Source organism: Paenibacillus sp. YAF4_2 (genome assembly GCF_052113225.1).
Lineage (GTDB): Bacteria > Bacillota > Bacilli > Paenibacillales > Paenibacillaceae > Pristimantibacillus.
Genome location: NZ_JBFRCT010000006.1, coordinates 167,213 through 192,724, shown reverse-complemented (window position 1 = coordinate 192,724; position 25,512 = coordinate 167,213). Strand labels below are relative to the sequence as shown.

Annotated in this window: 23 protein-coding genes; 1 reads left to right on the top strand and 22 read right to left on the bottom strand. The window is 46.2% G+C overall.

Features of this window, described 5'->3' with window-relative positions; genetic code table 11:
* Position 1: 1 nt before the first annotated feature.
* The 4 genes from AB4Y93_RS16040 to AB4Y93_RS16025 are packed head-to-tail and all read right to left on the bottom strand — an operon-like array spanning position 2 to position 4,055.
* Positions 2-850, bottom strand: coding sequence for a type II secretion system F family protein (locus AB4Y93_RS16040; RefSeq protein WP_441893619.1), 849 nt, complete (start codon positions 848-850; stop codon positions 2-4).
* A 10-nt stretch (positions 851-860) separates the two neighbouring features.
* Positions 861-1,721 (bottom strand): type II secretion system F family protein, encoded by an 861-nt coding sequence (locus AB4Y93_RS16035; protein ID WP_441893617.1) that lies wholly within the window; start codon positions 1,719-1,721, stop codon positions 861-863.
* Positions 1,712-2,962, bottom strand: coding sequence for a CpaF family protein (locus tag AB4Y93_RS16030; RefSeq protein WP_441893615.1), 1,251 nt, complete (start codon positions 2,960-2,962; stop codon positions 1,712-1,714). Before AB4Y93_RS16030 ends, AB4Y93_RS16035 begins: the two co-directional genes overlap by 10 nt.
* Positions 2,949-4,055: a hypothetical protein gene (locus AB4Y93_RS16025; protein ID WP_441893614.1), complete on the bottom strand. Its 1,107-nt coding sequence runs from the start codon at positions 4,053-4,055 to the stop codon at positions 2,949-2,951. Before AB4Y93_RS16025 ends, AB4Y93_RS16030 begins: the two co-directional genes overlap by 14 nt.
* A gap of 281 nt (positions 4,056-4,336) precedes the next feature.
* On the opposite strand from AB4Y93_RS16025, the gene AB4Y93_RS16020 reads away from it, so the two are divergent.
* Positions 4,337-4,447 (top strand): paeninodin family lasso peptide, encoded by a 111-nt coding sequence (locus AB4Y93_RS16020; RefSeq protein ID WP_441893612.1) that lies wholly within the window; start codon positions 4,337-4,339, stop codon positions 4,445-4,447.
* A 136-nt stretch (positions 4,448-4,583) separates the two neighbouring features.
* Here the strand turns inward: AB4Y93_RS16020 and AB4Y93_RS16015 are convergent, their stop codons facing one another.
* From AB4Y93_RS16015 to AB4Y93_RS15930, 18 genes are all read right to left on the bottom strand, one after another.
* Positions 4,584-6,395: an ABC transporter ATP-binding protein gene (locus AB4Y93_RS16015; RefSeq protein WP_441893610.1), complete on the bottom strand. Its 1,812-nt coding sequence runs from the start codon at positions 6,393-6,395 to the stop codon at positions 4,584-4,586.
* A gap of 15 nt (positions 6,396-6,410) precedes the next feature.
* Positions 6,411-7,604 carry a nucleotidyltransferase domain-containing protein gene (locus AB4Y93_RS16010; protein WP_441893608.1) on the bottom strand — a complete coding sequence of 398 codons (1,194 nt, stop codon included), beginning with the start codon at positions 7,602-7,604 and terminating at the stop codon, positions 6,411-6,413.
* Positions 7,605-7,638: 34 nt separating this feature from the next.
* The gene (locus AB4Y93_RS16005; protein ID WP_441893606.1) at positions 7,639-8,073 is read right to left on the bottom strand and encodes a lasso peptide biosynthesis B2 protein; all 435 of its coding nucleotides are present in this window, start codon (positions 8,071-8,073) and stop codon (positions 7,639-7,641) included.
* Between the two features lie 6 nt (positions 8,074-8,079).
* Complete coding sequence (locus tag AB4Y93_RS16000; RefSeq protein WP_441893604.1) at positions 8,080-8,373, bottom strand: lasso peptide biosynthesis PqqD family chaperone; 294 nt, start codon at positions 8,371-8,373, stop codon at positions 8,080-8,082.
* The gene (locus tag AB4Y93_RS15995) at positions 8,370-9,278 is read right to left on the bottom strand and encodes an aldolase (protein WP_441893602.1); all 909 of its coding nucleotides are present in this window, start codon (positions 9,276-9,278) and stop codon (positions 8,370-8,372) included. The genes AB4Y93_RS16000 and AB4Y93_RS15995 overlap by 4 nt, the downstream gene beginning before the upstream one ends.
* A 113-nt stretch (positions 9,279-9,391) precedes the next feature.
* The gene (locus AB4Y93_RS15990) at positions 9,392-10,540 is read right to left on the bottom strand and encodes a glycosyltransferase (RefSeq protein ID WP_441893600.1); all 1,149 of its coding nucleotides are present in this window, start codon (positions 10,538-10,540) and stop codon (positions 9,392-9,394) included.
* The gene (locus AB4Y93_RS15985; RefSeq protein WP_441893598.1) at positions 10,537-11,730 is read right to left on the bottom strand and encodes a glycosyltransferase family 4 protein; all 1,194 of its coding nucleotides are present in this window, start codon (positions 11,728-11,730) and stop codon (positions 10,537-10,539) included. Before AB4Y93_RS15985 ends, AB4Y93_RS15990 begins: the two co-directional genes overlap by 4 nt.
* Positions 11,727-12,914 carry a glycosyltransferase family 4 protein gene (locus tag AB4Y93_RS15980; protein WP_441893596.1) on the bottom strand — a complete coding sequence of 396 codons (1,188 nt, stop codon included), beginning with the start codon at positions 12,912-12,914 and terminating at the stop codon, positions 11,727-11,729. The genes AB4Y93_RS15985 and AB4Y93_RS15980 overlap by 4 nt, the downstream gene beginning before the upstream one ends.
* 22 nt (positions 12,915-12,936) lie before the next feature.
* Positions 12,937-13,992 carry a glycosyltransferase family 4 protein gene (locus AB4Y93_RS15975; RefSeq protein WP_441893594.1) on the bottom strand — a complete coding sequence of 352 codons (1,056 nt, stop codon included), beginning with the start codon at positions 13,990-13,992 and terminating at the stop codon, positions 12,937-12,939.
* On the bottom strand, positions 13,989-15,179 hold the full coding sequence (locus AB4Y93_RS15970; protein WP_441893592.1) for a glycosyltransferase family 4 protein: 1,191 nt from the start codon (positions 15,177-15,179) through the stop codon (positions 13,989-13,991). The genes AB4Y93_RS15975 and AB4Y93_RS15970 overlap by 4 nt, the downstream gene beginning before the upstream one ends.
* Positions 15,113-16,459: a lipopolysaccharide biosynthesis protein gene (locus AB4Y93_RS15965; protein ID WP_441893590.1), complete on the bottom strand. Its 1,347-nt coding sequence runs from the start codon at positions 16,457-16,459 to the stop codon at positions 15,113-15,115. The genes AB4Y93_RS15970 and AB4Y93_RS15965 overlap by 67 nt, the downstream gene beginning before the upstream one ends.
* Before the next feature lie 12 nt (positions 16,460-16,471).
* Positions 16,472-17,623 carry a glycosyltransferase family 4 protein gene (locus AB4Y93_RS15960; protein ID WP_441893588.1) on the bottom strand — a complete coding sequence of 384 codons (1,152 nt, stop codon included), beginning with the start codon at positions 17,621-17,623 and terminating at the stop codon, positions 16,472-16,474.
* Positions 17,620-19,029: an O-antigen ligase family protein gene (locus AB4Y93_RS15955; protein WP_441893586.1), complete on the bottom strand. Its 1,410-nt coding sequence runs from the start codon at positions 19,027-19,029 to the stop codon at positions 17,620-17,622. Before AB4Y93_RS15955 ends, AB4Y93_RS15960 begins: the two co-directional genes overlap by 4 nt.
* Positions 19,008-19,931: a glycosyltransferase family 2 protein gene (locus AB4Y93_RS15950; protein WP_441893584.1), complete on the bottom strand. Its 924-nt coding sequence runs from the start codon at positions 19,929-19,931 to the stop codon at positions 19,008-19,010. Before AB4Y93_RS15950 ends, AB4Y93_RS15955 begins: the two co-directional genes overlap by 22 nt.
* Before the next feature lie 231 nt (positions 19,932-20,162).
* On the bottom strand, positions 20,163-20,846 hold the full coding sequence (locus tag AB4Y93_RS15945) for a CpsD/CapB family tyrosine-protein kinase (protein WP_441893582.1): 684 nt from the start codon (positions 20,844-20,846) through the stop codon (positions 20,163-20,165).
* Positions 20,827-21,588 carry a YveK family protein gene (locus AB4Y93_RS15940; RefSeq protein ID WP_441893580.1) on the bottom strand — a complete coding sequence of 254 codons (762 nt, stop codon included), beginning with the start codon at positions 21,586-21,588 and terminating at the stop codon, positions 20,827-20,829. Before AB4Y93_RS15940 ends, AB4Y93_RS15945 begins: the two co-directional genes overlap by 20 nt.
* Before the next feature lie 161 nt (positions 21,589-21,749).
* A complete protein-coding gene (locus AB4Y93_RS15935; protein ID WP_441893578.1) occupies positions 21,750-23,981 on the bottom strand; it encodes a glycosyl hydrolase family 28-related protein in 2,232 nt (743 codons plus the stop codon).
* A 146-nt stretch (positions 23,982-24,127) separates the two neighbouring features.
* Positions 24,128-25,498 carry a sugar phosphate nucleotidyltransferase gene (locus tag AB4Y93_RS15930; protein ID WP_441893576.1) on the bottom strand — a complete coding sequence of 457 codons (1,371 nt, stop codon included), beginning with the start codon at positions 25,496-25,498 and terminating at the stop codon, positions 24,128-24,130.
* Positions 25,499-25,512: the final 14 nt, after the last annotated feature.

The window sequence follows — 25,512 nt, the reverse complement described above, 5'->3', positions numbered from 1 at the left end:
ATTACGACATTAGCAGCATGGCTGGTGCCGCAACAAAAACCATTAATACCAGCAATATACCAACAAGCGGAAATACGAGTTTCGATGAAGCCTCTTCCCCTCGGGAACGGGCAACGGCTTTGCGTTTCTCCCATAAGGTGTAGGAGATCTCCCGCAAGGCAAGTACAAATTGATCGCCGCCTCTGCGGTAATTAAGCAATAGAACTGTTGTAAAAATAGATACCTCTTGCACAGCACAACCCCGGTTAAAACGTTCAATCGCAGTGCTGAAGGATTCACCGTTGCGTAAAGCAACTGCGACTTTACTCCATTCCTTATATAGTGGATGAGTCGTTGTCTCCTTGCCTTCGAGGCAGCGGACGAAAGCCTGCAGCACCGGCTCTCCTGCACCAACAAGCAGCATCAGCTTGCTTAATGTCTCCGGCAGTTCAGTAACGATGGCTTGTTTTCTACGTTCAACGATTCGACCTGCCTCCATAAAGGGGCGGAGCGGCAGAAGCAAACCAAGCAGTATTCCCATTCCTAAGAGAAGTGGTTCCTTAGCCAGTAAAGCAAGCAAAGAGCATCCCATTAAGACCACATATCCAAAGCCAACCGTCTCCGCTATCTGCTGCTTCGTTTGTGTCAACTGCCAGTCTGTCCCTTTGAGCAAAACCTGCTTCGAATGATAGCTGCTAATCGGGAGCTGGAGGTGCTCATAAAACTTGCTCCGTTCCAGCAATCGGGCAAAAGGGATGATGATCAGAAGCTCCTTCCACGCCGGCTTATTTCTCTTCAACAGACTGGACAGCGCTGTCTTCCCGATAAGCAGAAGCCATAGTACAGCCAGCAGCAGTACAATAAAAGCCATCTCCCGCCCCCTAAACCCGAATTTGCATAATCCTATGGATCAGCCAAAAGCAAAATACTAGAACCACAAGGCCGATTGTAAGCAGTACATATCCAGCTCCTCCATACAATGGCTTCATATAGTCAGGAGCAAATGCATTAAGAAAACCTAGAAAAGCAAAGGGAACAGCCATCATAATGCGGGCTTCAAACCGCTTTTGCGCAAGCAAAACAGCAATATCTTGTTTGACTTCCAGCTTCTCGCCTATTGCCTGCGAAGTACGCTTCATCACTTCGACCAGATCGCCGCCCGATCGTTTGCATACTGCAAATACATCTGCAAATTGGGTTATATCGTCCAAATTGGCCCGTATTGCCAGGCTGCGCAGCGCCTGCTCCAATGGTTCGGCATTATCCAGTCGATGCTTGATGATTTGAAACTCTACAATCAGCTCCGTATGAGGATCTGGATACAGCAGCTTTAGATCATCTATCGTTGCAAGAAACGCATTTTCAACCGACCTGCCTGCTGCCAGCGACGAAGCAAGAGAATAAAGCGCCTCTTTAAATTGCAGCTGCAGCCGCTCCTTCCTGCGGATCAGAAGGGATGACCTGTACAGTCTTGGTGCAATAATGCCGCTAAACGCAAGCAAACTGGATATAACAAATGAGTGATAGATAAGATAAATTGCTGTAAAAACAGCTGCATATCCTATAGCAGCTGAACCAATAAACTGCCCAACCGATAAATGGTACTGATCATAGCTCTTAAGCTTTACCGGCTTACTTTGTGGTGATTTCCCCCAAGATGAGCTCTCCCATCCACACCATTCCAGCCATAATCGCAAACGATCGGAAGGAGAGGGTTTGCCCGCTGTCCTGGCTACAGGCATACGGCTTCCTCCCAACCATGCTCCATAGATATTCCGGCCATTGTAAGCTTCTCTGTATGCTGAAGCTTATTTGCTGTCCGCTTAAGCGATCCGATGACCTTCCCGTCTTTCTCACCTGCTTCTTCAAATTGGAAAAGAGGCCGGGTAGCAATCTCCCCTTCTTCAAGCCCAACGACCTCACAAATTTCCGTGACGCGGCGAGAACGGTCTCTGAATCTAGAGAGATGAATGACAATGTCAAGAGCGGAAGCGATCTGTTTTCGTATAGCTTGCACCGGCATATCCGCTGAGCTCATTACCATCGTCTCGAGACGTGACATCATATCCCTCGGGCCGTTGCTATGCCCAGTGGACATACTTCCCGCATGCCCTGTATTCATAGCTGCCAGCATATCGAGTGCTTCACCGCCGCGCACCTCCCCGACGATTATCCGATTTGGCCTCATCCGCAGCGAGGCTCGAATCAAGTCGCGAATGGGGATCTCTCCTTTGCCTTCGGTATTCGCATTGCGTGTCTCCAGCGATACAAGGTTAGGAACACTTCGAATTTGCAGTTCCGCAGAATCTTCAATCGTAACCAGTCGCTCATCGCTTGGAATGTACTGGGAGAGGGCATTAAGAAAGGTTGTTTTCCCCGTTCCGGTTCCTCCACTAATAAAAATGTTATATTGCGCTTTTGTTAGCAGTTGCAGGAAAGAAGCAGCCTCCTGCGTTAACGCCCCTCTCTGTACAAGCTCGTTCATGGATAACGGCCGCTCTGGGAATTTGCGGATGGTCATGGCCGGCCCCCGGAGCGCGATTGGCGGAAGTACGATATGAACACGAGATCCATCCTTTAGCCGCGCATCTACGATAGGAGAGGATTCATTAACAACCCGATTCACACTCGCTACAATCGATTGGATCAAATCTTCAAGGCGCTCTCTGCTTTCGAAGGCTACGGGCAATAGACTGAGCTTGCCGCTTCGTTCAATAAAGATCTCTGAATGATGGTTGATCATGACCTCCGTGACAGTGGGATCATCCATAAGAGGCTGTAAAATGTCGAGTCCACGAAAAGAATGAAACAGCCTTCGTACGAGTGACGCCAATTCAGATGCAGTAAGCCGATGGCCGCTGCTCCAGGCGAATACCGTCTGTTCTACAATTGTGGTTAACTGCTCATCAGATACTGCCCCGCTGTAATCCAGCCTTTCTTTGATCCGATTCTTGAGTTCCAGCACAGATTCATCGGTTAGCAATCAACGCACCTCCTTCCTCCCTCACAAACTCCTTGAACAACCGTTCAACAGCAGCTTTATATAGAGGCGAAGCCAAGACAGAGGTCGAGGAACCTAGCCGTATGTCCGGTAATGCTGCAGCTGCAGGCTTGAATAAATGTAACGCGTGAGACTGACCGTCACTTCGATTAATAACTGGAAGAATACGCCGCTCAATCGTACGAAATCGCTCTCCCCACCGCTGCATAGCATACTGATACACCAGCTGGCTTTTGCGCTGAACTGCCAAATCCTCTGTAACGAGCCATACGATCTGATGACTAAGCTCCAATACAGCCAGATGCAGCTCATCCTGTCCATCCTCCAGGTCAATGACGATTTGATCATATTGGCCTGTGGAGACTAGCCCCTGAATGATCGCAGCAGCATCCTCAGCTTGAAGCGTCCTACGATCCTCTGGATTCGTACAAGGCAGGAGATAATCACCTTTGAACGAAGCATGCCGCTTACTATGTCTAGTCAGCCACTCTCCAACTTTATCCGGATGAGATTGCAGCGTATAGAGCAGTTGGGACAATCCTTCCTCACCTGCTGTTATTCCAGCTTCTTCAAGCCAAGCACCGGCAGCACTCCAACGCTCCAGATTCAAATAGAAAACACGATGACCATTACTTGCCGCCGTTTGAACAAGCTGCCTGGCTAATGTCGTCTTCCCTACGCCACCGGAGGCTGAATAGACAGTAATAATATTTACCTCTTGTTCTCTTACAGTAAGCTGAGGGGCAACGGCCATAAAAGCAGCTATTCCCTGCAGCAGCCCGGGCAGCGCTTGAAATTGCAGCAGCTCATGATAATCAGGACACTGACCTCGTGCCGTTACCAGTGCTGCAACCGGTACACCTTCCGGCAATACATCAGCAGCAGCTTCCAACATCCAGGGCTGTGCAGCTATCCCATGAATCGGGAATCCCGATTTTAAAAATTGAACAAAGGCATCTATATGTGTGAAAGCCGTTAGCTGCCATTGCTCACTGAACGGACTATCCCGAACATAATCAGCTAGTCTCTTCACATAATCCTGCTCTTTAACTGCTATCGCTAATTGCTGCCTCACCTGCCTGCTCCTGCCTTTCTTCTTCCGACAAAACACAAAAAAGCACCGTAAAAGACGCAGTTACCTGCGATCTTCTACGGTGCTTCCGTAAAATTGCCGATTCAATTTGTAATGTACAAATCTTACCATTCCATCCAAATGCCCGTCAACCATCATCTATTAAAAAACAAAAAAACTTTTTAAGAAAAAAGATACAATTCGTATCAACTTATGCTATAATTAGAAACGTAACGTATCTCATACATATCGAGGTACATGAACCAAAAGGGGGAGGTGAAAGTATGAAAAAAGTATGGGAAGCTCCTGCATTGGAAGTACTCGATGTGAAAATGACTTTCACAGATGTTGAAGCTGAATCCTTCAACCATAAACCTGGAAGCAAAAAATGGTAATTTTGCATTGAAATAGACAAATGAACCCGTCATCTCTTTAAGAGATAACGGGTTCATTTGTTATTTACTAAAAAAGCTGCTCATCACCAGTATATACTAGCAATGAGCAGCTTTGATTATTAATAATGATTATACGTTATTGAATCAGTTCCTTTGCTTCAGCTTGATAATTAAGCAGCTTCTTAAAGGTTCCACGCGTCTCCATCGAGAGCTGAATATAACCGCCCTGCTGAACAACCTCTCCATTTTCCAGTACAATAACCTGATCAGCATGACGGATCGTAGATAGACGATGGGCGATGATAATAATAGTCATCGAACCGTGCAGCCTTTCTATCGCCTCTTTAATAAGCACCTCATTCTCGCTGTCCAGAGCACTTGTAGCTTCATCCAGAATAAGAATAGACGGCTTCCTCAATATGGCTCTGGCCAGTACAATCCGCTGCTTTTCTCCGCCTGACAGCCTTACCCCACGGTCGCCAATGACTGTATCAAGCCCTTGCGGAAGCTTACGAACAAACTCATCCGAAGCAGAAAATCGGAGCGCCTCCCACATTTGGGCCTCTGTCGCATCCTGTACGACCAATTGCAAGTTTTCACGCAGACTGCCATGAAATAAAAAAGGATCCTGTGAAACATAGCCGATTTTATTCCGGTAATGGAACCATTGCTCCTCATCCAGAATCTTCCCGTCAATGAGTACCGTTCCCTCATCCGGTTGAATAAGTCCCATCAGCAGTTCAACAAGCGTACTTTTCCCAGCACCAGACTTGCCGACAATAGCTGTCATATGATTCGCTGGAATCGTAATTTGGATATCCTTTAAGGCGAGCTGGGAGCTGTCTTTATCATACTGATATGACACATGACTACATGAAATATGATTTTTTACCGAAAAGGAAGTATCCGGCTTAATGTCCTGCAGCAAAAGTGATTCGCGCGCAAGCCGGCTCTCCCTCTGCAAATCCATAAGTACCTTCATGGCAGGCAGTTGGGAAATAATTCGTTCAAGACTAGATTGTATCGTAATAAAATGCGGCCATAGTCGTGTAAAAATTAAAACAATTAAAATTAGCTGCTCCGCAGCCACACGCAGTAAAGTAATCGAAACATAAGCAAATACCGCGATTAAAACGACAGAAGAGGCGCGGTATAGAAACTGGGAATTGGCATATACCCGGAATGCTTTCGTATAATTACTTTCAATTTTGCTGCAAAGATCAATAAATTTCCTGATATGCGATCGTTCCAGCAAATTACTCTTAATGTCCTTGATCCCGTTGAAATGATCACTCAAATCGGCAAAATAGTTTTTAAACAGGTGTGAGGTTTCTTTGCCAAGCTTAGCTGATTTTCTAACAAATTTACGTGAGACCAGAGAAAGCAGCAGTCCGCTAATAATAATGATGGAAGTGAGTTCTGTAGAAAGCCATAGAGCAAATCCGATTTGGATAAGGGTAAAGGCAGCCGCTGAAATTAACGTCAGCAGCAGATTAATACCGTTGCTTACCCGATTCAATTCTGTAGAGAGAACCTGATTATAGTCTGAATTTCTTCGGTTCAAAAAAAACTCCCATTTGGCATTAAGCAGCGACTCATGAGTCTCTACTCTTAGCTGCCTGATGTAACGCTGTTCAATCTCGGTTGCCAATAAGAATTGCTTACGTTGCAGAAAGGCCTGGCCGCCAACAAGAACAACGTATACTAACAAGACAACAGGTAAATTCATAGGGAAATTCCACTGCCTCAACTTATCCATGGCAGAATTGATAAACGGAATTACTCCCATATCCATATCAAATACGCCAATTATACTAAGGAGCGGAATAATCAAAAAAATCCCAACCCCTTCCAAGGCACTAACGAATAGCATCATGAGAAAATGCAGATAGAGTCGATTGCCGGAAGAGGCATATAATTTTCGAAGCAGCAGGAGAATGTCCTTCAAGATGAGCAGCCTCCCTTATATGGTTTGCCGTTTCACTTGCCGCCAGAACCATAAGAAAGGACGGAGAGGGAAATAGAGAAAATGCAAGGATTTTGGCAGCGGTAATACCATCATATCCTTGGTACTCGGATACAGCTTGTTTGTCACATACAACAGCTTTTGCTTGGGGGTCATTGTAGAGAGGAGATACCGGTTGTAAGCTACCGCAATTTCTTTCTTCGCAGGCTTGGGATACAAGATAACCTCTTCACGAATGAACAAAGTCACGGTTTGTGCAAGACGGTGGGCTTTTTGATTTTGGGTCATGGCGTATGCCTCTTCAGGAAGCAGACTGCCTAACAGATTGCTTGCCAATATAATTGCTTTTCCTCCCAGAACCGTGCTTTTGCTTTCTTCAAAAAGCTGGCGTACTCGGTTCCAATTCAGAAATCTGCTCAGCATGCGGTCGATATCCAAAAGCCACCGCAGACTAGTCCAGGCATGCCTGGTGCCATGCAGGATCAGATAAACAAACATATCTTCGTTGCCAAGTGTATAAATGAGCTTGCTCAGAGTGCTTTTCTGCCTTCTGCTCCACAGATCATCAAAGGACGGTTCAATAACTGTATCCGGGTTAAGGCTCCAATGCAGCTCAATCTCAACATTTTTCGTGGGATGAACATAGGAGATATGGTGGGTCTTCCGTTCTGTATTCTTGAATACCTCACCATCAACCTCATATTGCTCGCCTCGAACGTAGCCTGCTTCAAGTAAAACAAGTACGGAATTATCCCAGTCCTTCTTCGACACCAGAATATCCAGATCACCTGAAGTTCGTCCCGATATATCTCCGTACAGCATATCGGCCAGCACCGGTCCTTTAAGAATCAGCGAACGAACCCCCTTATCAGCAAGCAGCTTATTCACCCGCTCCAGTTCGCCCCGCAAATGAAGCATTTCCATTGTATTTCTAACATACAGCGTCTTGAGCCTGTTCATTATGAATTCCGGTGTCCATGACTGTTCCTCATTAAGCTCCACCAGCAAAGGATACAAAACAGGAAATGTCTCATGATATACAGCAAAACGCAGGAAAGAATTCCAATCTATATCACGGGAATGCCGGATTATCTCATCCGCTTCCAATGGAAGATCAGTGCGCAGAAGCTTCAACATAAATTTCATTTCGTTTGAGAATGTACTTATATCCAGCGCAGTAGGGCGGTTCATCTCCAGCTCTCCCCTTGTTTTATCTTGACCCTTCTTAAAGCGATTTTCCAAAGATACCAACAACCGTGTAGCGTTCCATGATTTCGGCACCGGTTAAATAATGAGGACCTGTGCGAAGCCATGCATGTGCATTCATCTTACCTTGTTCATTTTTCATTGTCCCCAGATATAACGTGCTCTCGATCTGTCTTCTTTCCAGCATTTTCATACAGGCGATTGCCATTACCAAACATTTGCTTTCCCATAAGGTATGGCGGCTCATAATCCGGATTGCACTTGCAATCTTATGTATAAGCTCATCATCTTGAAATGACGTCTGATATGATGTTTCTTTCAAGGAAACACCTAGACCGGGAGCCACCTTTGCGAACGGCAGGGCTTTTAGAATTCTTGCCCATCCAAGGTATATAAAAGCCTCTGCCAGCAACAGCTTAATATCGGAAGCTATAAATTTCCGAAGCTTACCCATCAACGTCTACACCTCAGTGCTTACGATTAGTCCTTGCTCTGCCAGTTGCTGCAAGAAGACTGACACCTGACCCACGCACGCTTCTCTATCAATGTCATATTCTTCGCAAATCTTATTCACAATTTCTGTGACTGTAGTAGGGACTGCAAGATGCTCCCAGATTACTCCACCCGATTGACCCAGGTTATAATATTTACCGCTTTGGATACTCATCATCACTTTTTCCCCGCCCATGTCGCTGACAAGCAAACCCTCGGCACGCATGATGGTGCCGCTTACCATAACATCGAGATTATTCATAAAGAAACGACCTCTCCTTCTCTGACGGTATTAATAATTTGGTTAACCAAATCCGGTGCGGTAAATCCGTTAAGCGGACGCTTTAATTGATAGAAGGGAATTGCGAGTGCTATCTTTACTGCCAGAGCAAACAACCATTGTTCCATTTGCATTTCTTTTAACAACTTATCTAAAAAGGAATGGTAGCGGAGCAATCGAACCCGCTCAAGCGGAGTTAAAGGATTCAGAGCTACCCGAGGGATGTCTGCCTTCTCGAGTTCAAATATACCTGAAAGCGGCAATGAGTGGTGTACGAACTGATCATGCACGGGGACAGCAAATTTGTCATAGCTCTCCAATATCGGATTGTAATGATCAGAATCCATGTGGAAATAATCCAAACTTTGTTTCCATAGTTTCTGCTGCGGATATCCAGGATAAGCCGTCAGCTTATTTGTCCTCTCGTCCATCCACACTCCAACAATATCGTCGCTTAGCAATTTATATCCAGCATGCCTGAAAGCCGTAGCAAGTGTAGACTTGCCTGCGCCGCAATCACCAAGAATCGCATAGGCCTTACCATCTATCACCACACCGCTGGCATGTAGTGGTACCATTCCTCTTCGTACCAGCAGCACTGCGCAGCATGCACCAAGAATATACATCCGATATTCTCTTGGATCAGCTCCATTGACAGGCATGACTTGTATAAGATGGTTGCCAACCACACGATAGTTAGCCACATCCGGAACTCTGAAGACGACCTCATCATTTCCTGCCCGTTCGAGTCTGTCCGCTTCCCAATCCTTTACATAGTCACTCAAGTCTGCAAATTCAATATAGACATCAGGCTCTCCGCTCTCTACGTCCCATAGTTCCGGCAGATCGATTTCACTCGCCATTCGCAGTCCGTATGCGGAATACAACTTTTGATCTATCCATCCATTCTCCCTAATTGAACTCACCTCTCTTTCTTTATGATACTAATTGTAGCAAAATAACCCAAAATTATCAACAAAATGTATCAGCACACACAGAACTATCTCCCAAAATGGACGCCTGCCTCCACCCCGTAATGTTTCAAGTTGCTTCCATGTGGATCAATTGCACTTTGCAGACTGGACAATAGCCTCTCAATAAAGAAACGTTCATTAAACGACTCTGCATGTTCCCTAATAAGCTGCGGATCCCATTTCATACCGTCAAAGTTTTGCAGAGCAACCATTAAAGACCCTGCACTTTGATTTTTAAAAAACATCCCGTTTAATCCGGACTTAATCGTATCTAATGCTCCTCCTGCCTGGAATGCAATGACCGGTCTGCCGCAGGCGTTGGCTTCAAGAGGAGTAATCCCAAAATCCTCAAGCCCTGGAAAGAGCAGTGCCCGGCATCTCTGCATATAACGGACAACTTCTTCATCACTCCTGCGTCCTAAAAATTGAACGGTTGAACCTGCCATTGCTTCGAGCCGTTCCCGATCATCTCCGTCTCCTATGATCAACAACTTGCGTCCAAGGCGGGAGCAGGCTTCGACGGCAATATCAATTTTCTTGTAAGAGACAAGCCTGGAGACGATCAGGTAATAATCCTGGGACTCCTCTTGACTTACGGTAAACCTTCCCACCTCAACAGGAGGATAAATGACAGTTGATTCCAAACCGTAATTTTTTTTGATTCGCTCTTTCACAATACTGGAATTGGCAACCATACGGTCTACCTTCTTCGAATTGGATTTATCCCAAATCCGCAGAGGAAAGGTCAGCCATTTGGCCGCTGTTTTACGGAACCGTGACACCCTTACATTCTCAATATAATCATCAAAATTCCAAGCGAACCGCATCGGGGAGTGGCAATAGCATAAATGAACTGCATGCTCCGGTTTACGTATTCCTTTAGCATAGGCGCTGCTGGAACTGATAATGATGTCATAGTTTTTTAAATTCATTGAACGGACGGCAAACGGATACAGCCAAAAGTACAGCTTGAAATCACGTAAAATATTCGGGATACGCTGCATCCATGTTGTCACAATTTTGGCATCGTGAAATTCAGGCAATAACTTTTCCCTGTCTACAATGGTTGTATAAATCGGTGCTTCTGGAAACAGCTTGTGCATAACGCCGACAACTCTTTCAGCTCCTCCCATTTGATTCATATAATCATGTACAATGGCTACCCGATAATTCATTTCGCCACCCCCTTGGTTTCCTGGATTTCGCCCCCAATACCCGCTCCTCCGCTGACTGCCTGCATATAGATCTGCTCCGTCCTAGCCACTGCCTGCCCGATCGAAAAACGTTCCTTAATCCGGTCAATGGCGTTATCACTGATTAGCCTGCGCAGCGGCTCCATCCTCTGAAGATCCTTAATACATTGAACAAGCTCCAAAATCTGCCCGGTCGAATACAGTAATCCGTTCCGTCCATGCTGAATAATCTCTGTTACCCCGCCGCCGTTTGTTGCAATGACCGGAGTCCCCTGTGCCATCGCTTCTATTATGACTCTACCGAAAGGCTCGTTCTCCGAACAAAGCAGCAGCAGGTCAGATGCGCAGCATATTTCGTCTACATCCTCACGAAAACCTGTGAAACGGATGTAATGCTTTACCTTTAACTGGTCGGCCAGCTGGTGAAGCTCCTCCAGATATCTCTCATTCTCCTCACGGAACTTGGGCTCTCCGACAATCCATAAATAATTCTCCTCTCCATGTTGAAGTAAGGTATGAAGCGCCCTTATCGCATCAGCCTGCCTCTTCCAAGGCGCAATTTGGCCAATTATTGTCATTACACGACCTTCCTGGGGTGTATTCAGCTCGGCCCGAATTTTTTCCCGGTTATAGGCCTTTTCTCTATCAGAAAATTCGCTGAGTACAGCTCCGTTATGGACGAGATGAACACGCTTCCCCAGCTTCTGATACTCTTTCATAACTGGCTCTGAGATGGCAATAACCGACTGTGCCGCATGCGAAGCATACAACCGTATCGCTTTACCAATCAGCCCCTTCGGTGGAATATCATGCAAATGCCATATAACAGGAATCTGGTGCCGCCAATAAAACAACGATGCCATCATCCCTGCCCGAAGCGAATTGGCATGGATCACATCTACCCCACGAGCTGCCACCACTTCCGAAAGCTGATACCCGGCTTTAATCATGCCGGTCACTCCCGCAGCCAGCCGGAATGGATTGCGGCTAAGCCGCGCATTATAGCTTGGCAGCGGCACAACCTCCAGCCAGTCCTTTCTGGCCCGATCAAGCAGCTCGCCTTCAGGCGCAAAAACAATCGGATGAGCTTTCGTATAGTGCTTGGCCGTCACCATCAGATTTATCTCAGCTCCGCTTACCGCACTGGTATGATTGTAATAGGCGACTCTCATCGGCTAGCCCCTCCTTTACTCCTCATCTCTATGGCATCTCGGAACACATCGGTTACTGCCCCTGCCACACTGCTCCATGTGTACCGCTGAAGCACATGCTCCCTGCATGCTTCTCTTGACGGCAGCAAAAACTGTCCCCTTAAAGCATTTATCAGCTTCCCACTCATTGCTTCAGCCGTCCCATCTTTGAACAGCAAGTCCGGAGAGATTTGACGCAAAATTTCACTCGTTCCTCCATAAGGCGTACCGAATACTGGTGTCCCGCAAGCCATTGACTCAATCGTGACAAGACCAAAACCTTCGAGGGTTATGGTCGGAACAATACTGTAATCTGCCGCTTGATACCACTCGACCAATTCTTCGTTTGACACCCTGCCCAGCATCCTTACATTCGCAGATAAGCCCAGCCTAACAATCTGCTGTTCATATTTACTTCGCATCGGACCGTCTCCGGCAATATACAGCCTGATCCCCGGATGCTCCCGGACAACCGCCTGCATGGCATCTATCAGCCGATCAATACCCATCCGGTGGACTATGCGCCTAGCACAGAACAGAAGCTTTTGACCAGGTGCTATCCCCAGTCTTGCCCGTAATGCCGGTCGGTCCGGGTGAGGCTTGAACCGCTCATGCTCCACAGCTCCTGGAATAATGTGAATTTTACTGTGGTCAATGCCATAGTTGTTCGACAAGATATCGCGAAAATATTCACTGAGTACAATAAAGCGGTCAGTGCGGCGATAGGTCAGCTGTTCGACCTGCTTCTTGAGCAGGTACCTGGCTTCTCTCACAATTCGGGGCTTGCCGCCTTCCTCCATTTTGGACTCAAGAGCCCACGGGCCATGAAAATGAGTGACGATCGGGATATGATCAGGTAGTGACTGTCTGGATACCATGGAAGCATATAAGGCAAAATGCGGGTTAAATACATCCGGACGAAACGTACTCAACGATTGCAGCGCATGAGCCCTCACCGACCGGATCCGTGACAGAAGGCCGGATGCATTAGTCGCTGTATTGTTTACATTCAAGCTGGTATTTAGTTCTACTCCCGGCTCGGCCACAATAAGACCGAGCTCGGTATGTCCGTATTCCTTCATGGCATTCGTATAATCAACGAAATATCGATTTAATCCTCCAGGCTGCTGTTCATTCCATCCTAATCCAGTCGTTAACACGTTCATCGGCAATCACTCTCTTCATCCCTTATCGACTCAAAACTTCTCTGTAAATATGAAGTGTTTCTTCTGCAACCCGCTGCACTTGATAAAATTCCAGCCCCTGCTTTGCGCGCTCGCGGAAATATTCCCGTTTCTTTGTATCCTCAAGCAGCTCGATAATCGCCTCCGCAAGTAGAGCGGGCTGTTTGGGAGGAACAAGCACACCGGAACCCCCATGATCAAGTGCTTCAGGAATGCCGTCCACATCAGTGGCTACGATGGCACAGCCCGCTTCCCTCGCCTCGATGAGCACAAGCGGAAACGGGTCTTTGTGGGAAGCTAGAACAAATACGTCTGCGGCCTGCATATATGAGGCAGGATCAAGCTGAAAGCCTTCAAATTTAATCTGGTTCCTGTAAATCGATAAGCCGGCCATTTTCTCGAACAAGGTCCGGTCCGGACCTTCTCCGACAATATATAACCTGACATCCTCTACCTTGGCGGCGATCCGGTCAAATGCCTCAATTAGATCCCCGATTCCTTTGCGTGTATACAAGCCTGCAACTGTCACAATAATTGATCCTTTCAGATCCAGCATGGATGAAACATGTATCTTCCTCGGGCTTCCGACCGTGCCATTGCGTACGACCTTTAATTTGCTTTCCTTAATCCCCCTTGCAGCCATTGATTCGGCTACCGCATTGCTTACGGCGATGACGGCGTCGCCCACCCTCATCAAGTCGGCATTCTTTTGAAACTCATTGTGTACATGTGTAACAATCTTGTAGGAGTTCAGCCCTTTCAAATAACGAGATAACAGAGCGCCTGTCATCATGTGAGCGTGAATAATATCCGGACGAACCCGCTTCATTAGAGCACGAAATTGAAAAAAAGCCCGTAGCATCGGTGCAGGCTTTCTCGTTTGATCAAGTTTGTAATGGACGACATCATACTGGTTGAGCAGCTCCTCGTAGCTTCCTCCTCCAGAAACAACAATGACTTCATTGCCCATCTTTGCTTGCTCACAAGCCAGATCGACCATTACGTTAACAATGCCGTTGCCAACCTCCTGCACATGATTCGCGATATGTACGATCTTCATCCGCCCTTCACCCCGCGCACTTCTTCATAGAATTGGATAGCTTCCCCGGCAATTTGACCCCAGTCATGCAGCTGCGCTGTCTCATAAGCCTTCGACCGGAGAGTTAATAAAAGTTCAGGATTCTCGAGCAATTGCTTCAGTCCTTTAATAATTGCAGCTGAATCCCGCATCGGAATAACTATCGCATCCTCGTTATCACGCAGAAAATCACCTGTCGTAAATGAGGTAACAGGAGCTAAGCCGCAGGCCATTGCTTCAATTAACGATAACGGATAACCTTCCGACAATGTCGGCAGCAGCTTGATATGATGACCAGTCAGCAGTGACGGCAGCTCCTTATGGTTATAGCCTGGAATGACGCGGATCCGGGAATGAACGGAAGGATCGTAGTCTGCAATAACCGTCTCAGGCTGACAGCCCGTCCCGATAAACGATATTTCCACATGAGGATACTCCCGTAAAATTAAGTTCATTGCCTCAGCGGTATATCTAATCCCTTTACGTAAAATATAGCTACCTATCTGCACAATCCGAATTGGTTCACCTGGCTCAAGAATGGTAGGTATTATCGGCAATCCAAGAAATTCGCTTGGCAGACCGTTCCTGACGAGGCGGGTGCTGTCCTCTTTCACCTTCAATCTGGTTACTGCATAACGATAATCCTGTTGGTTTAGGAACAAAGCTCCATCCGCCTTCCGAAAAGATAACGCTACTTCCCAAAGACGAATGCCACCGTGATATATCGGATATTTCCAGGAAAGCTTGATATTCCCACGCTTATGCTCCTCTAGTAGACCTTCATGCATCGTATGTTCCAGTCCGTGGCTTCTTGTAACAAGTGCCGGCTCTCGGCTCTTTCTCCTGAACAGACTCCATATCCAGGCATCACCGCTTGATGCATCTACAATATCCAGCCGGCCTCTCGAGCGCCTGATATGCTTGAATAAATAATAGGGGAAGGCTATGGCCTTCAATCTTCCCGGCAGATAGGTTGGTAAATTGTCGTATGAAAACAAACTGACCTGATGGCCTGATTGCTCATATTGCCTGGACAATTGATAGGTAACGTTGGCAGCCCCTGCATTAATATTCATTTCATGATGAATGGATAAGAGTATGTTCATAATAAAGCCCTCCCCTCGTCCATCGATTTTGTTCTTCTCCGGCTCAACTGCTCTTTCATCCAAAGCCAATCCTCCTTGTCAAACAAGAAAGCCATCCAACTTGTTCCAAGCTCCAGACGGTAAAGCAGCAAAATGAACAAAAAGTTCACTCCTGCAGAGATCAGCAGCGAATAAGCAGCTCCTATAATTCCAAGATGAGGTGTAAGTAGATTGATTAATACGACATTCATAAATAAGGAGACAACCTTGAGCAGGGTTACCCTGCCTGGCTTATCCGTTGCCATAAACCCTTGAGCCAGAGTCCATGTTGCGCTCCCGATTGCAGCCTGGATGATCAGTATTCGGAAGATCGGTATGGCATCTGCAAAGGATTTGCCATACAGTAGCATTAACCCGAATGGTGCAAATGTTATAGCGGCAATTACGAGTCCAATAGTAATGACCGAGCTAATCCGGTAAACCTTCAGTGTGAGCTGAATGGCTTCGGCTTGCTTTAATCCTGAGGCTTGCGGGAACAGAACGGACACAACAGAAGCTTGAATGATGTCCAGCATTTTCGACAAATTCAAAGCTACCAGATAGATGCCGAGGCTGACAGGAGACAGTAAACCAACAACAAGCACTTGATCGATATAAAAGGACAAGGTACCTGCTAGATCCGTTCCATAAGAGCGGATGCCATATTGCACCAGTTGCTTCGAAGAATTCAAAATCCCCTTTTGTCTGAACGAGTACACAGTCAGCAGTCGAACCATAATCCAAAGAGAAAGCGGAATCGTTGGTGCGAGATAAGCCAAAGATGTATAAAACGGATTGACATGACCTGCTAGAACCAGAACAAGCAGCAGAATGAGCGTAATGATATTCGGTAAATACCGTATGCGGTTAAATAAGGCATACTCTTCTCGGGCTTGCAGAACGGCATTATTAATTGCCCCAAGAAGTCCGAACGGGACCAGAACAAGCGCCCAGCAGGCGAATTGGATTTTATCAGAGGAATAGCCGTCCATCCAGCCAGGAAGAAAAATCATCCCCCCGATCATTGACATCGTCCCTAGTCCAAAGCACATCCCCAGTGAAGCAAGGAAGAGAGAACCCTGATCACTGTCCTTTTGCTTCATATAATAAATAATTGAGGATGGCAACCCAAGCGTAACAATATAAGACAGCAACTGCGGCCACATTATCATCGCCGCCTGTTCGCCCCTGCCCTCCGGCCCCAGAAATCTCGCAATAATGATTCCCGTCAACGTATTTAATACGAGAATAAATACATTGGATGCAAAAATCTGGGCCATGTAGCCAAAGCTGTCCTTACGTTTCAACATTTTTAATAGAGCCATATCGTTTTCCTTTCACGACTCAGCGGCCGTCATGGTTTTGCAATGTGCCGTCTCTTCAATTAACCGGCTGTAATGACGGGCCATGTCCTTCCAAGAATGGCTTCTGGCTATACGAGCTGCTTGTTCACCCATCTGCTTTAACCGATTGCGGTTAAAAGCGCAGGACCGTATCGCTTCAGCCAAAGCCTTGCTATCGTCGGGATCATCCAGAATAACTGCTGCTTCTTCATTCAGCAGCTCAACTGCTCCACAATTACGGCTTGCAATAATAGGAAGCCCTGCCGCCATTGCTTCCAGCAGAACAAGGGCAAACGGCTCATAGCGGGAAGGATAGACGAACAGATCAGCAGCGGACATCAGCTCGGCCATATCTTTACGGTATCCCAGAAAATGAACCCGGTCCTTAATGCCTAGATCGGCTGCCATCTGAGGATAGCTGCTACCTTCCGTCCATCCGACTACGAGCAAGTGAACATCCGGTACTTCAGCGAGCGCCTTCAGCACGGTATCCAGATTTTTGCGTGAGGAACGGATGTCACCGGCAAACATAGCATAGACCGTATCCTCCGACAGCCTAAGTGTTTCCCGCTCAACTAGCCTAGGATAAAACTCCTGTAAATCCACTCCGTTGCGAATAACAGATATCTGTTCCGCCGAAATGTCTGCTTTATCAACCAGTTCTTGCTTCACTTGATCCGATACAGCAACAATCGTGCTTGTACGCTTCATAGCATAGCGCTCCAGGCTTCGATTGAGCCGGGTATATATATATTGATAAAATGAACGGAAGTTTTTCCCTTCCTGATAGGGGTGATAGCGGGAAGCAAGCCACGCGCTATGGACAAAATGAATACAGTTCATATGCGACCGGGCATAAGTTACAAACCCGTTAACAATTGTAAAATCAATAAGGGAACGAAGCTTTATCAACCAAAGTGTCGATTTAACCGCAAATATCTGGTTTCTTATCAATTCACTAGGCCAGCCATTGACCGATATCTTCTTCCATTCAACCTGAGGATGATTCTTTAAATCCTCAGACAGCTCAGAGGCGATAATGACAATACGATGGCCATGTCCAATGGCATCCTGAATAACTTCATAATTAACACGCCCCTGCCCATCGCCTTTTTTCACCTTATGGGTGACGAAGCACATTCTCATAAATTCACCTTCTCTCCAGGTTCCACAAAAGTCATAGATACTAAAAACCAGATACACACTCCCCCGGTACCACTCAAAATATTGCTGCTCAGCAGCAGGAACATAACCGCCACCATCGTCCCGAAGGCAAGATGCTGGTACTCCGTATTCTCTTTACTGCTCTTAAACGTATAGCCCAGTAGAAACAATAAGAGACCGATAAAAAACAGTCCTCCTGGTAAACCAAAGGTATAAAATATATTCAAAAAGCCATTATCGAAATCTTGTAGAGCGGTATTGTTCAGCTTAGCGCTAAGCCCCGTACTGCCAAGACCGTTGCCCATCGGATTAGCTGATATATACGACGTAATTTGTGTAGAGAAAGCAAGCCGCTCTTGGTAGGAAGTATCTTCGTTCAGATTACCAAACGATTGGAAGCGCGTAGTAATCGAATCTGAACCCGGCAGACTAGGGAGAACAAATTGAACAAATAATACCAATCCGCCTAACATCGCAATAAGTTTCATCTTGTTTTGAGATTTAGCCTGCATGAAATAAGCAATAATCATCGCAGCAAGTCCGATCCAGCTGCTTCTGACAAGGGTTAGCAGCAAAGCAAATGCAACAATTAGAATACCGGCAAACCCAAATGCCCTCCATTTTTTGTTCATCACCATAACAGCAAGTGCAAATGAGAGATATACACCTGCAGGACCTGGAGAATTCAATGTGGAGAATACCCTTACCATCATTGGCTCAGGGTGACCGATTGATGTCATTTCGGCACTAATCATCCAAAATGCATCCCATGGAGGAATAAAAAAATATTGTATGATCCCATATATTCCGACTAAAACAGCGATGCACGAGAAACTCCTMAACCAGATATCTCTTGCAGAGCTCTTAAAATCACTTGCATTGACATACGGAACAACAAGAAGCGGCGATATATAATTGATGAAATCAAACCCAGATGCAACTCCTCCAAACCGGGGCATTCCAATAGCCAGACCATATACAAATATAAATAATGCTGTCACGAGTACCCCCCGTGAACTTTTGGAAAGATTTCTGAACCCTTTAATAATCGGAATCAGCATTGTCAGGCTTACCAAAAACGGCGCTAGTGTCATAATAGGTATATCGCTGTAGGAGCCATACGACCAGTCCAGGAGCCGTCTAAGCTCCGGATATACGGACCAGACCGCCAGCATATAAGGCAAATAGGCAATGGGTCTCACATGATGGATGAATACAGCACCCATCGTCAGGAGGAAGACAACCGACAGCTGCCAAAGATCCTGAAATAGATAGGTCTTCGCTGTTGTATTGCCAATGACCGCTGCAAGAAGCAATACGCCGCCAATACTGAAGCTCTTCAGAATGGCTGACCTGGTCGAATCTATTAATCTGTCGATGTTTTCCACGTTTTCCAACCATCCCATCTGCCTCTGAAAGTCGTTCGCAGCTTCCGAAAGGCGGTTAATCCTTCACGCGGAACCATCCGAACCAATTGCAACAACCCAGGCGAAGGACTATTGCCGACTGCTATGATCCACAACACATACATGATTCTGCGTAAGATACCGGAGTGTTTCAAAATAATGTAGGTTTCGTTATGCGCCATGTTCAAGCAAGCCGTTTCGTTAAATGTATTCCGTTTGTCCTCATCAAACCTCTCAGCCGGATAATGGTTTACGCATACGCTCGGATCATAACTAAGACGCCAACCACCTTTCTTCACAAGCAGGCTTACTCCAATTTCAAGATGAACCTGCGCCCCGCTTCCCCGAAGCTGCTCATCAAATCTGATATTTTCAATTGCTTGCTTGCGGAAGCTCATATTGGCTCCTTTCAATATATCTACTTCCCTCGGTACGCCAATGCCAATATGATGATTGCCTGTCATTCTGCCAAACCAGGACAGCTTTCCGACTTTCCTTGCTTCCCCGTACTCCAGATGACCTGCGTGATAGACCCAATCCTTCCCGCCAAGCCCACCCAGCTGCGAATCCGCCTCATAATGCTGTTCTATTCTAGCCAGCCAATCCGGATAAGCTACCGTATCGTCATCCGTAATGACGATAATATCACCTGAGGCTGTTATTAAGCCCATGTTATACGCCGCCACAGCGCCTGGGGTGTGAATAACCGCACATATTAGGTGCTGCAGCAAGAAGCTGGTCAGGAAGTCCAATGTTGCCCGATCCGTATCTCTCGCAACGATTACGATTTCATCCGGCTGCCGCTGCTGCTTGGATAGCCCATCCAAACAATTCCGTAAGCTGTCCACGCGCTTATAGGTAGGAATGACGACGCTAATTTTCATGAGCTCTTCACCGATCCTTTATCGATTTTAAAAAAGCTAGCTATATCCTCTTGCTGTGCAAGAAAACATAGCTAGCTATTTAAAAATAAGTAGGCATTCAACCTGTCCTCACATCACACCAGCGACAATGATGTCTAAGGTCAATTGACCCACAGCGTGACCGAGTGCCTACAGTGATAAAGGTCCAGTAGACATTACCTCTTCTGCTGCGCCGCTGATGTCTTTTACCTTCTACTTGCTTGATCCGTAATATTTCGCAAAAGCTACCTCATGTCGCTTCATCTGGTTAAAAACAGCACCGATAATGCGGGATTGGACAAAATCCAATTTTTCCTTCGCCTTACGTACATATGCCTTCTTTACTTTGCCCGCATGGATAACAAGTAGAACACCGTCGCAGAAAGAGCTGATGATCAGGCTGTCTGTGACTGCCAGAACCGGTGGCGTATCAAACAAGATTAAATCGTAGCGTCCTCGCAGCTCCTCGATCAGAACTTTCATTCGGGTCGATCCAAGCAGTTCTGCCGGATTTGGCGGTGTCGCTCCGGAAGTAATAAGCGATAAATTTTCCACTCCGCTGTCCCTTACCACTTCCTGCAAGGTGCTCATACCCGTTAAGAGATTCGTCAGACCTACACGATTAGTTTGTGAAAAAATACGATGAACGATGGGTTTCCTCAAATCAGCATCAATCAGCAGAACTCGCTTTCCTTCCAGCGCATAAGCAACCGCCAAATTACTGATTACCGTTGATTTGCCTTCTCCCGGCTGTGCAGAGGTAACCATTAATAGCTGAATTGGCGAATCTACCGAAGAGTAATGAATGTTGGTCCGAAGCGTTCGGTAGGCTTCAGATACGGCTGAGCTTGGATTTATCATAACGACTAACCGATTTTCATTGCTTAAGCGTGACATAGGAATTCTCACCTGCTTCATTTCGAATTAGGACTAATTCTCCGCGACTATTCCGTAAATCATCTTTCTTTATTTTGCCCATTGCTGCAAGGAGAGGTATTCCAAGAAGCTCCTTGAGTTCTTCTTCATTTTTCACGGTATCGTCAAGGAAGTGGAGAACGAGGACCAGAGCAATTGCAGCCATTAGAGAAAGTACAAATGCCATTAGTACACTCATCAAGACATTAATGTTAACAGGATCATGCGCTAGACCATCACCTGTTTTTGCTTCATTTAAAATGGTGATGTTGTCGACATTCATAATGCTTGGAATTTGTGCTTTGAATACTTGCGAAATGGCATTTACTGTTTCTGCTGCGGCTTCATAGGATGTGGACCAGTAGGTCAGGTTAAGCACCTGCGAATTATCTGAGGAACTGACTGAAAGCGTTCTGGCCATTTGATAAGAGGAATCCTTAAGATTAGGATGTAGCTGTATGACTTTATCCAATATGGCGGACGATACGATTATTTCTTTGTAAGAGTCCATTAGCATCAAGTTCGTCTGTAATAAACCGACACTCGGAAATCCCTGTTGATTCTCATTAGCTGATTGGTTGACGATCAACTTTGCATTTGCTTCATAAATTGGTGTTGTATAATAGTAGCTTTTTATTCCAGAAGCCGTGCAAGCCAGTAGGACAAGTATAAGAATCAGCCACCACTTTTTGAGTACAATTCTGAGATACTGTTTAATCTCCAATTTCGCACCTCCGCCAGTACTTAACGATACGATTTGTATATATACAACTTTATGATACAAATAGTAGCATGTCAAGAGCTATTCCAAATCAAAAGCCGGTATTTCTGAATGAGCATTCAGAGATACCGGCTAATAGCTTCTCTTATGGCGGAGTTAATTTCTTACGTGAGCGGTGTAATCTGCAGTTTTCCATTTATTAATTCAACTTTGCCTCTTGCACCTGTTGCTTTATCCGTAAGAATGAAAGCATCTCCGCTTTCGATCGCTTGCTTCGCATAAGCATGATTATATGGAGAATAGGAGCCGTTAAAATCGTAAGATACCATAACGGCAGCAAGGTAAGTGGGCTGTGTAGCTGATAAATCAAAGAAGGAGGCGGAATAAGCGCTTGTATTCGGAGCAGATTGCTCCCGGCAAGTGATCCGTGTCCATTGGTTCACCGGTACTTCAAAGGTGTTGTCGTACAATGTGGTGAAGTTCCCGAATTCCAGCCTGCTGCGGTATCTCGCTTGCGGGGAAAGAACATAATACTCAAAGCAAATGAAACGTTTCATGTCTACTGTAAGCGGGGAAGGGTTAAACGATATCCCTACAAACGGGTTGCTTGATCCGTTCGGAGTTATTTTGAGTACACCTGCGACTGTCTTATCCACGAAAGACTTCATTTCAGAGCTGAATGGGACAGGCAAGGTGTCCAAATTCGTTATCATAGAGAGACCAACTCCGGTACCTGCAACGATGTTCCAGTTTTTCAACAGTTCGGGATTTACAATTAAGTTACCGTGGCTGACCGGACTGTTTGCTTTGGCGTGAATCAATTCTCCTATAGAAAGCGGTGTCGAATAAAGCAGAGTAGATGCTACGTTTCGTTGCAGGATCTTCACATACTCCGGCTGCAACCCTGTTATGACATTACCCTTTTCTAACATGTTGATGCTCGCTGTTCCTGAAGTTCCTGGAGCGCTTGATTTGACGACAACACCTTCAATATTATCAAACTGAGCATTCGAGATGGTCCCCAGATATACCCCGTAGCTTTGCTTCGCTTCCCTAGCCTTTAATGTATCGGGAAGAGCATAATATTCTGCCGAAGCCGGATCAATAGAAGACCAAGACATGCCAAAGCCGGACATATATAACCCGCTTGTTATTGATTTAGACAACAACCGGATAGCTGCTTCCCCGATTTGCTCGAAACGGACAGACTCCATCGTCCCGCTTATTCCCCCAACAACACCACTGCCATTATTATAGGTGTCCGAATCGATTACTTGGTAAATACCGTATGGGGAGTATCCCATATGCACACGCTTCATCGTTACATTAAAGCCGCCGAAGTGGCCGACATGTTCTTTAATTCCCAGCATAATGCAGCAGAACGCACCAGTAATTCCACCGCCCTCAATGAAATAATCCTCACTGTTTTTCATACAATAAAGACCAATTAATCCGTCCCACGTACAATCATATGAGGTCACATGCCCATCAGTGCTATTAAGCAGCAAGCCTACCTTCACTTGTTTGGTACTGACACTCCTAAAGATCGGTTTAGCTCCTCCCGCCACCTCGATAGCTGCGGTACCAGATGCAAACATACTGTATGAATCCTGATCAAACAGACTTTTGTTAATCCAAGTCGACAAGTTTCGGGAATTATAGCTCACCTGGCCAATAATGGCGAAGTTCTCAAAGCTTGCGCCAACTGCAGCGTTCTCAATCCGGATACAGGGTAGTAGGTCCGTCGTTTTATCAATCGGATCCCACACCAGCAAAGAACCAGCCTGACCATCATCCAAATAGTTAGCCGCTCCATACATTCCGCGTGAATTATTGGTAATCGTCTGACGGATACGATATTTACCCACTGGGATAAAAATCCGATATTTCTTCCCGCATAGAGACATTGCTGCCTGAAATGCAGCAGTATCATCTGCCGTACTATCACCTACTGCCCCAAACCACGTTGGATAAATATCACCTACCTTAGGCATTCCTGCTATGATGCCTCCAGCCGTAATGTCGAAGATCCAATCATAAATACTTGCCGCAATGGTTCCGTTTACAGTAATGGTAATCCCCTTTGCTGGTTTCAGCCGGGCACCTCTTGCAAATTCAAGCCTTTTCGCAGCTGGGATCGTAATATTTTTTTCAATTAAATACAAGCCTGGCGGAATAAAAATGGCTGTTGTTGCGGTATCATTAACTGCTGTTAACAGCGCGTTGTAACTGCCCGCTGCTCCGCTGGCATCCGCTCCTTTCCAGCGAATATTAAAACCGCGTGCACTAAGCTCGCTGTCCAAAGCGTCAAAGTTTGCGTTTAAATCGGTTTGTTTTACCGTTTCATTTGTTCCCCAGCTGTTCATGCCCATATTTTTTGTTTTGCCTGTCGCCATACATTCATCCTCCTTTCATCTCCTCCTTCCATATATGAAACAAAACTATGAAATGCAACTGTAACCAGCCCTCCTCTCTTGTATAGATTTCAAATAATAGAAAGGCGCATTCGTCGAGACGAATGCGCCTTGTTCCATGCCTATTCCTACATATTCGTACAATGCTCCTCGACTTCTTCCCACGTATTGTACAGCTCGACGATTCGGCTGTCCTCTCCTCCATTGCCGGATTGTACAATAATGATCTCCAGATCAGATACCGCACGGATGCTGTGCAAGGTCTTCATCGGAATATGCAGCACATTGCCAGCTCTCACCTTCATATAATTGCCGTTCTGGACGAACTCACCTTCACCCTTCACGATGGTCCATACTTCCTCCCGGTTAATATGCAGTTGATAGCTGATATTCCGGCCTTGCAATATACCAACACGCTTGGTTATCACTGATCGTCCATCATCATAATGCTGATCATCGAGAATCCGAGCCCAGCCCCAGCTCCGTTCCTCGAACATAGGGCCCTGATTGTAATCGATGAAATCTTTCACCCGGGGACTTGCGCTTTTCTCCGATACAAGAATACCATCCGGGCTTACAGCAACAACTACATTCGATAATCCAAGAATAGATACCGGAATATCAATCTCGTTGATCAGATGAGTGTTGATACTGTCTTCACTAATCATGCCTTTGCCGATCAGATGATTGCCCATCTCTTCTGTCAACGTATTCCAGGTGCCAAGATCTTTCCAGTAGCCTTCATACGGCCGGACGACAATATGACTAGTCCGCTCGACCACTTCATAATCGAAGCTGACTTTCGGCAGTGTATGATACTGCTTCAATAGCTCCTTATAATGAAGAGGCAGCCCTTTCTGCTCAAGCAATTGAATAAGAAAGCCAAGCTTAAAGGCAAACACGCCGCAGTTCCATAACGCATGATGTTCTTCGATAAGCTCAGCGGCACGCTCTTCGGAAGGCTTCTCCTCAAACCGGTTCACATCACGATAGCCATCTCCATCTTGATCACCGGAAGGAATAATATACCCGTATTTCGAGGAAGGATAGGTTGGTTTGACACCAATTAATGCGAGGTTTGCCTCCGTAGCATGCAGGACGTTTTCGAGCTGCTTGACTTCATCAAAAAAACGGCTCTCTACATAGGGATCTACGGGCAGAATAGCAATTACTTCATCCAGCCCGACCTCTTGCTCCGAATAGAGATAAGCTGCGGTCAAAGCGATAGCGGCGAAGGTATCTCTGCGCTCGGGCTCAATAATTAACGGCACATGCCGGCCAATCTGAGTTTGCATCATTTCGACCTGCGATTTGCCTGTTGCAATATAACTATTTTCAGAGAGTCCCTTATCGGCAATTTGTCCCCATACCCGCTGGACCATGGATACTAACTGATGCTGCTCATCCTCGAGCACCTTCAGGAATTGCTTCGAACGGGCATCATTGGAAAGCGGCCATAGCCTTTTCCCCGAGCCTCCGGACAACAGTACTAGCTTCATTCCTACTCCTCCGT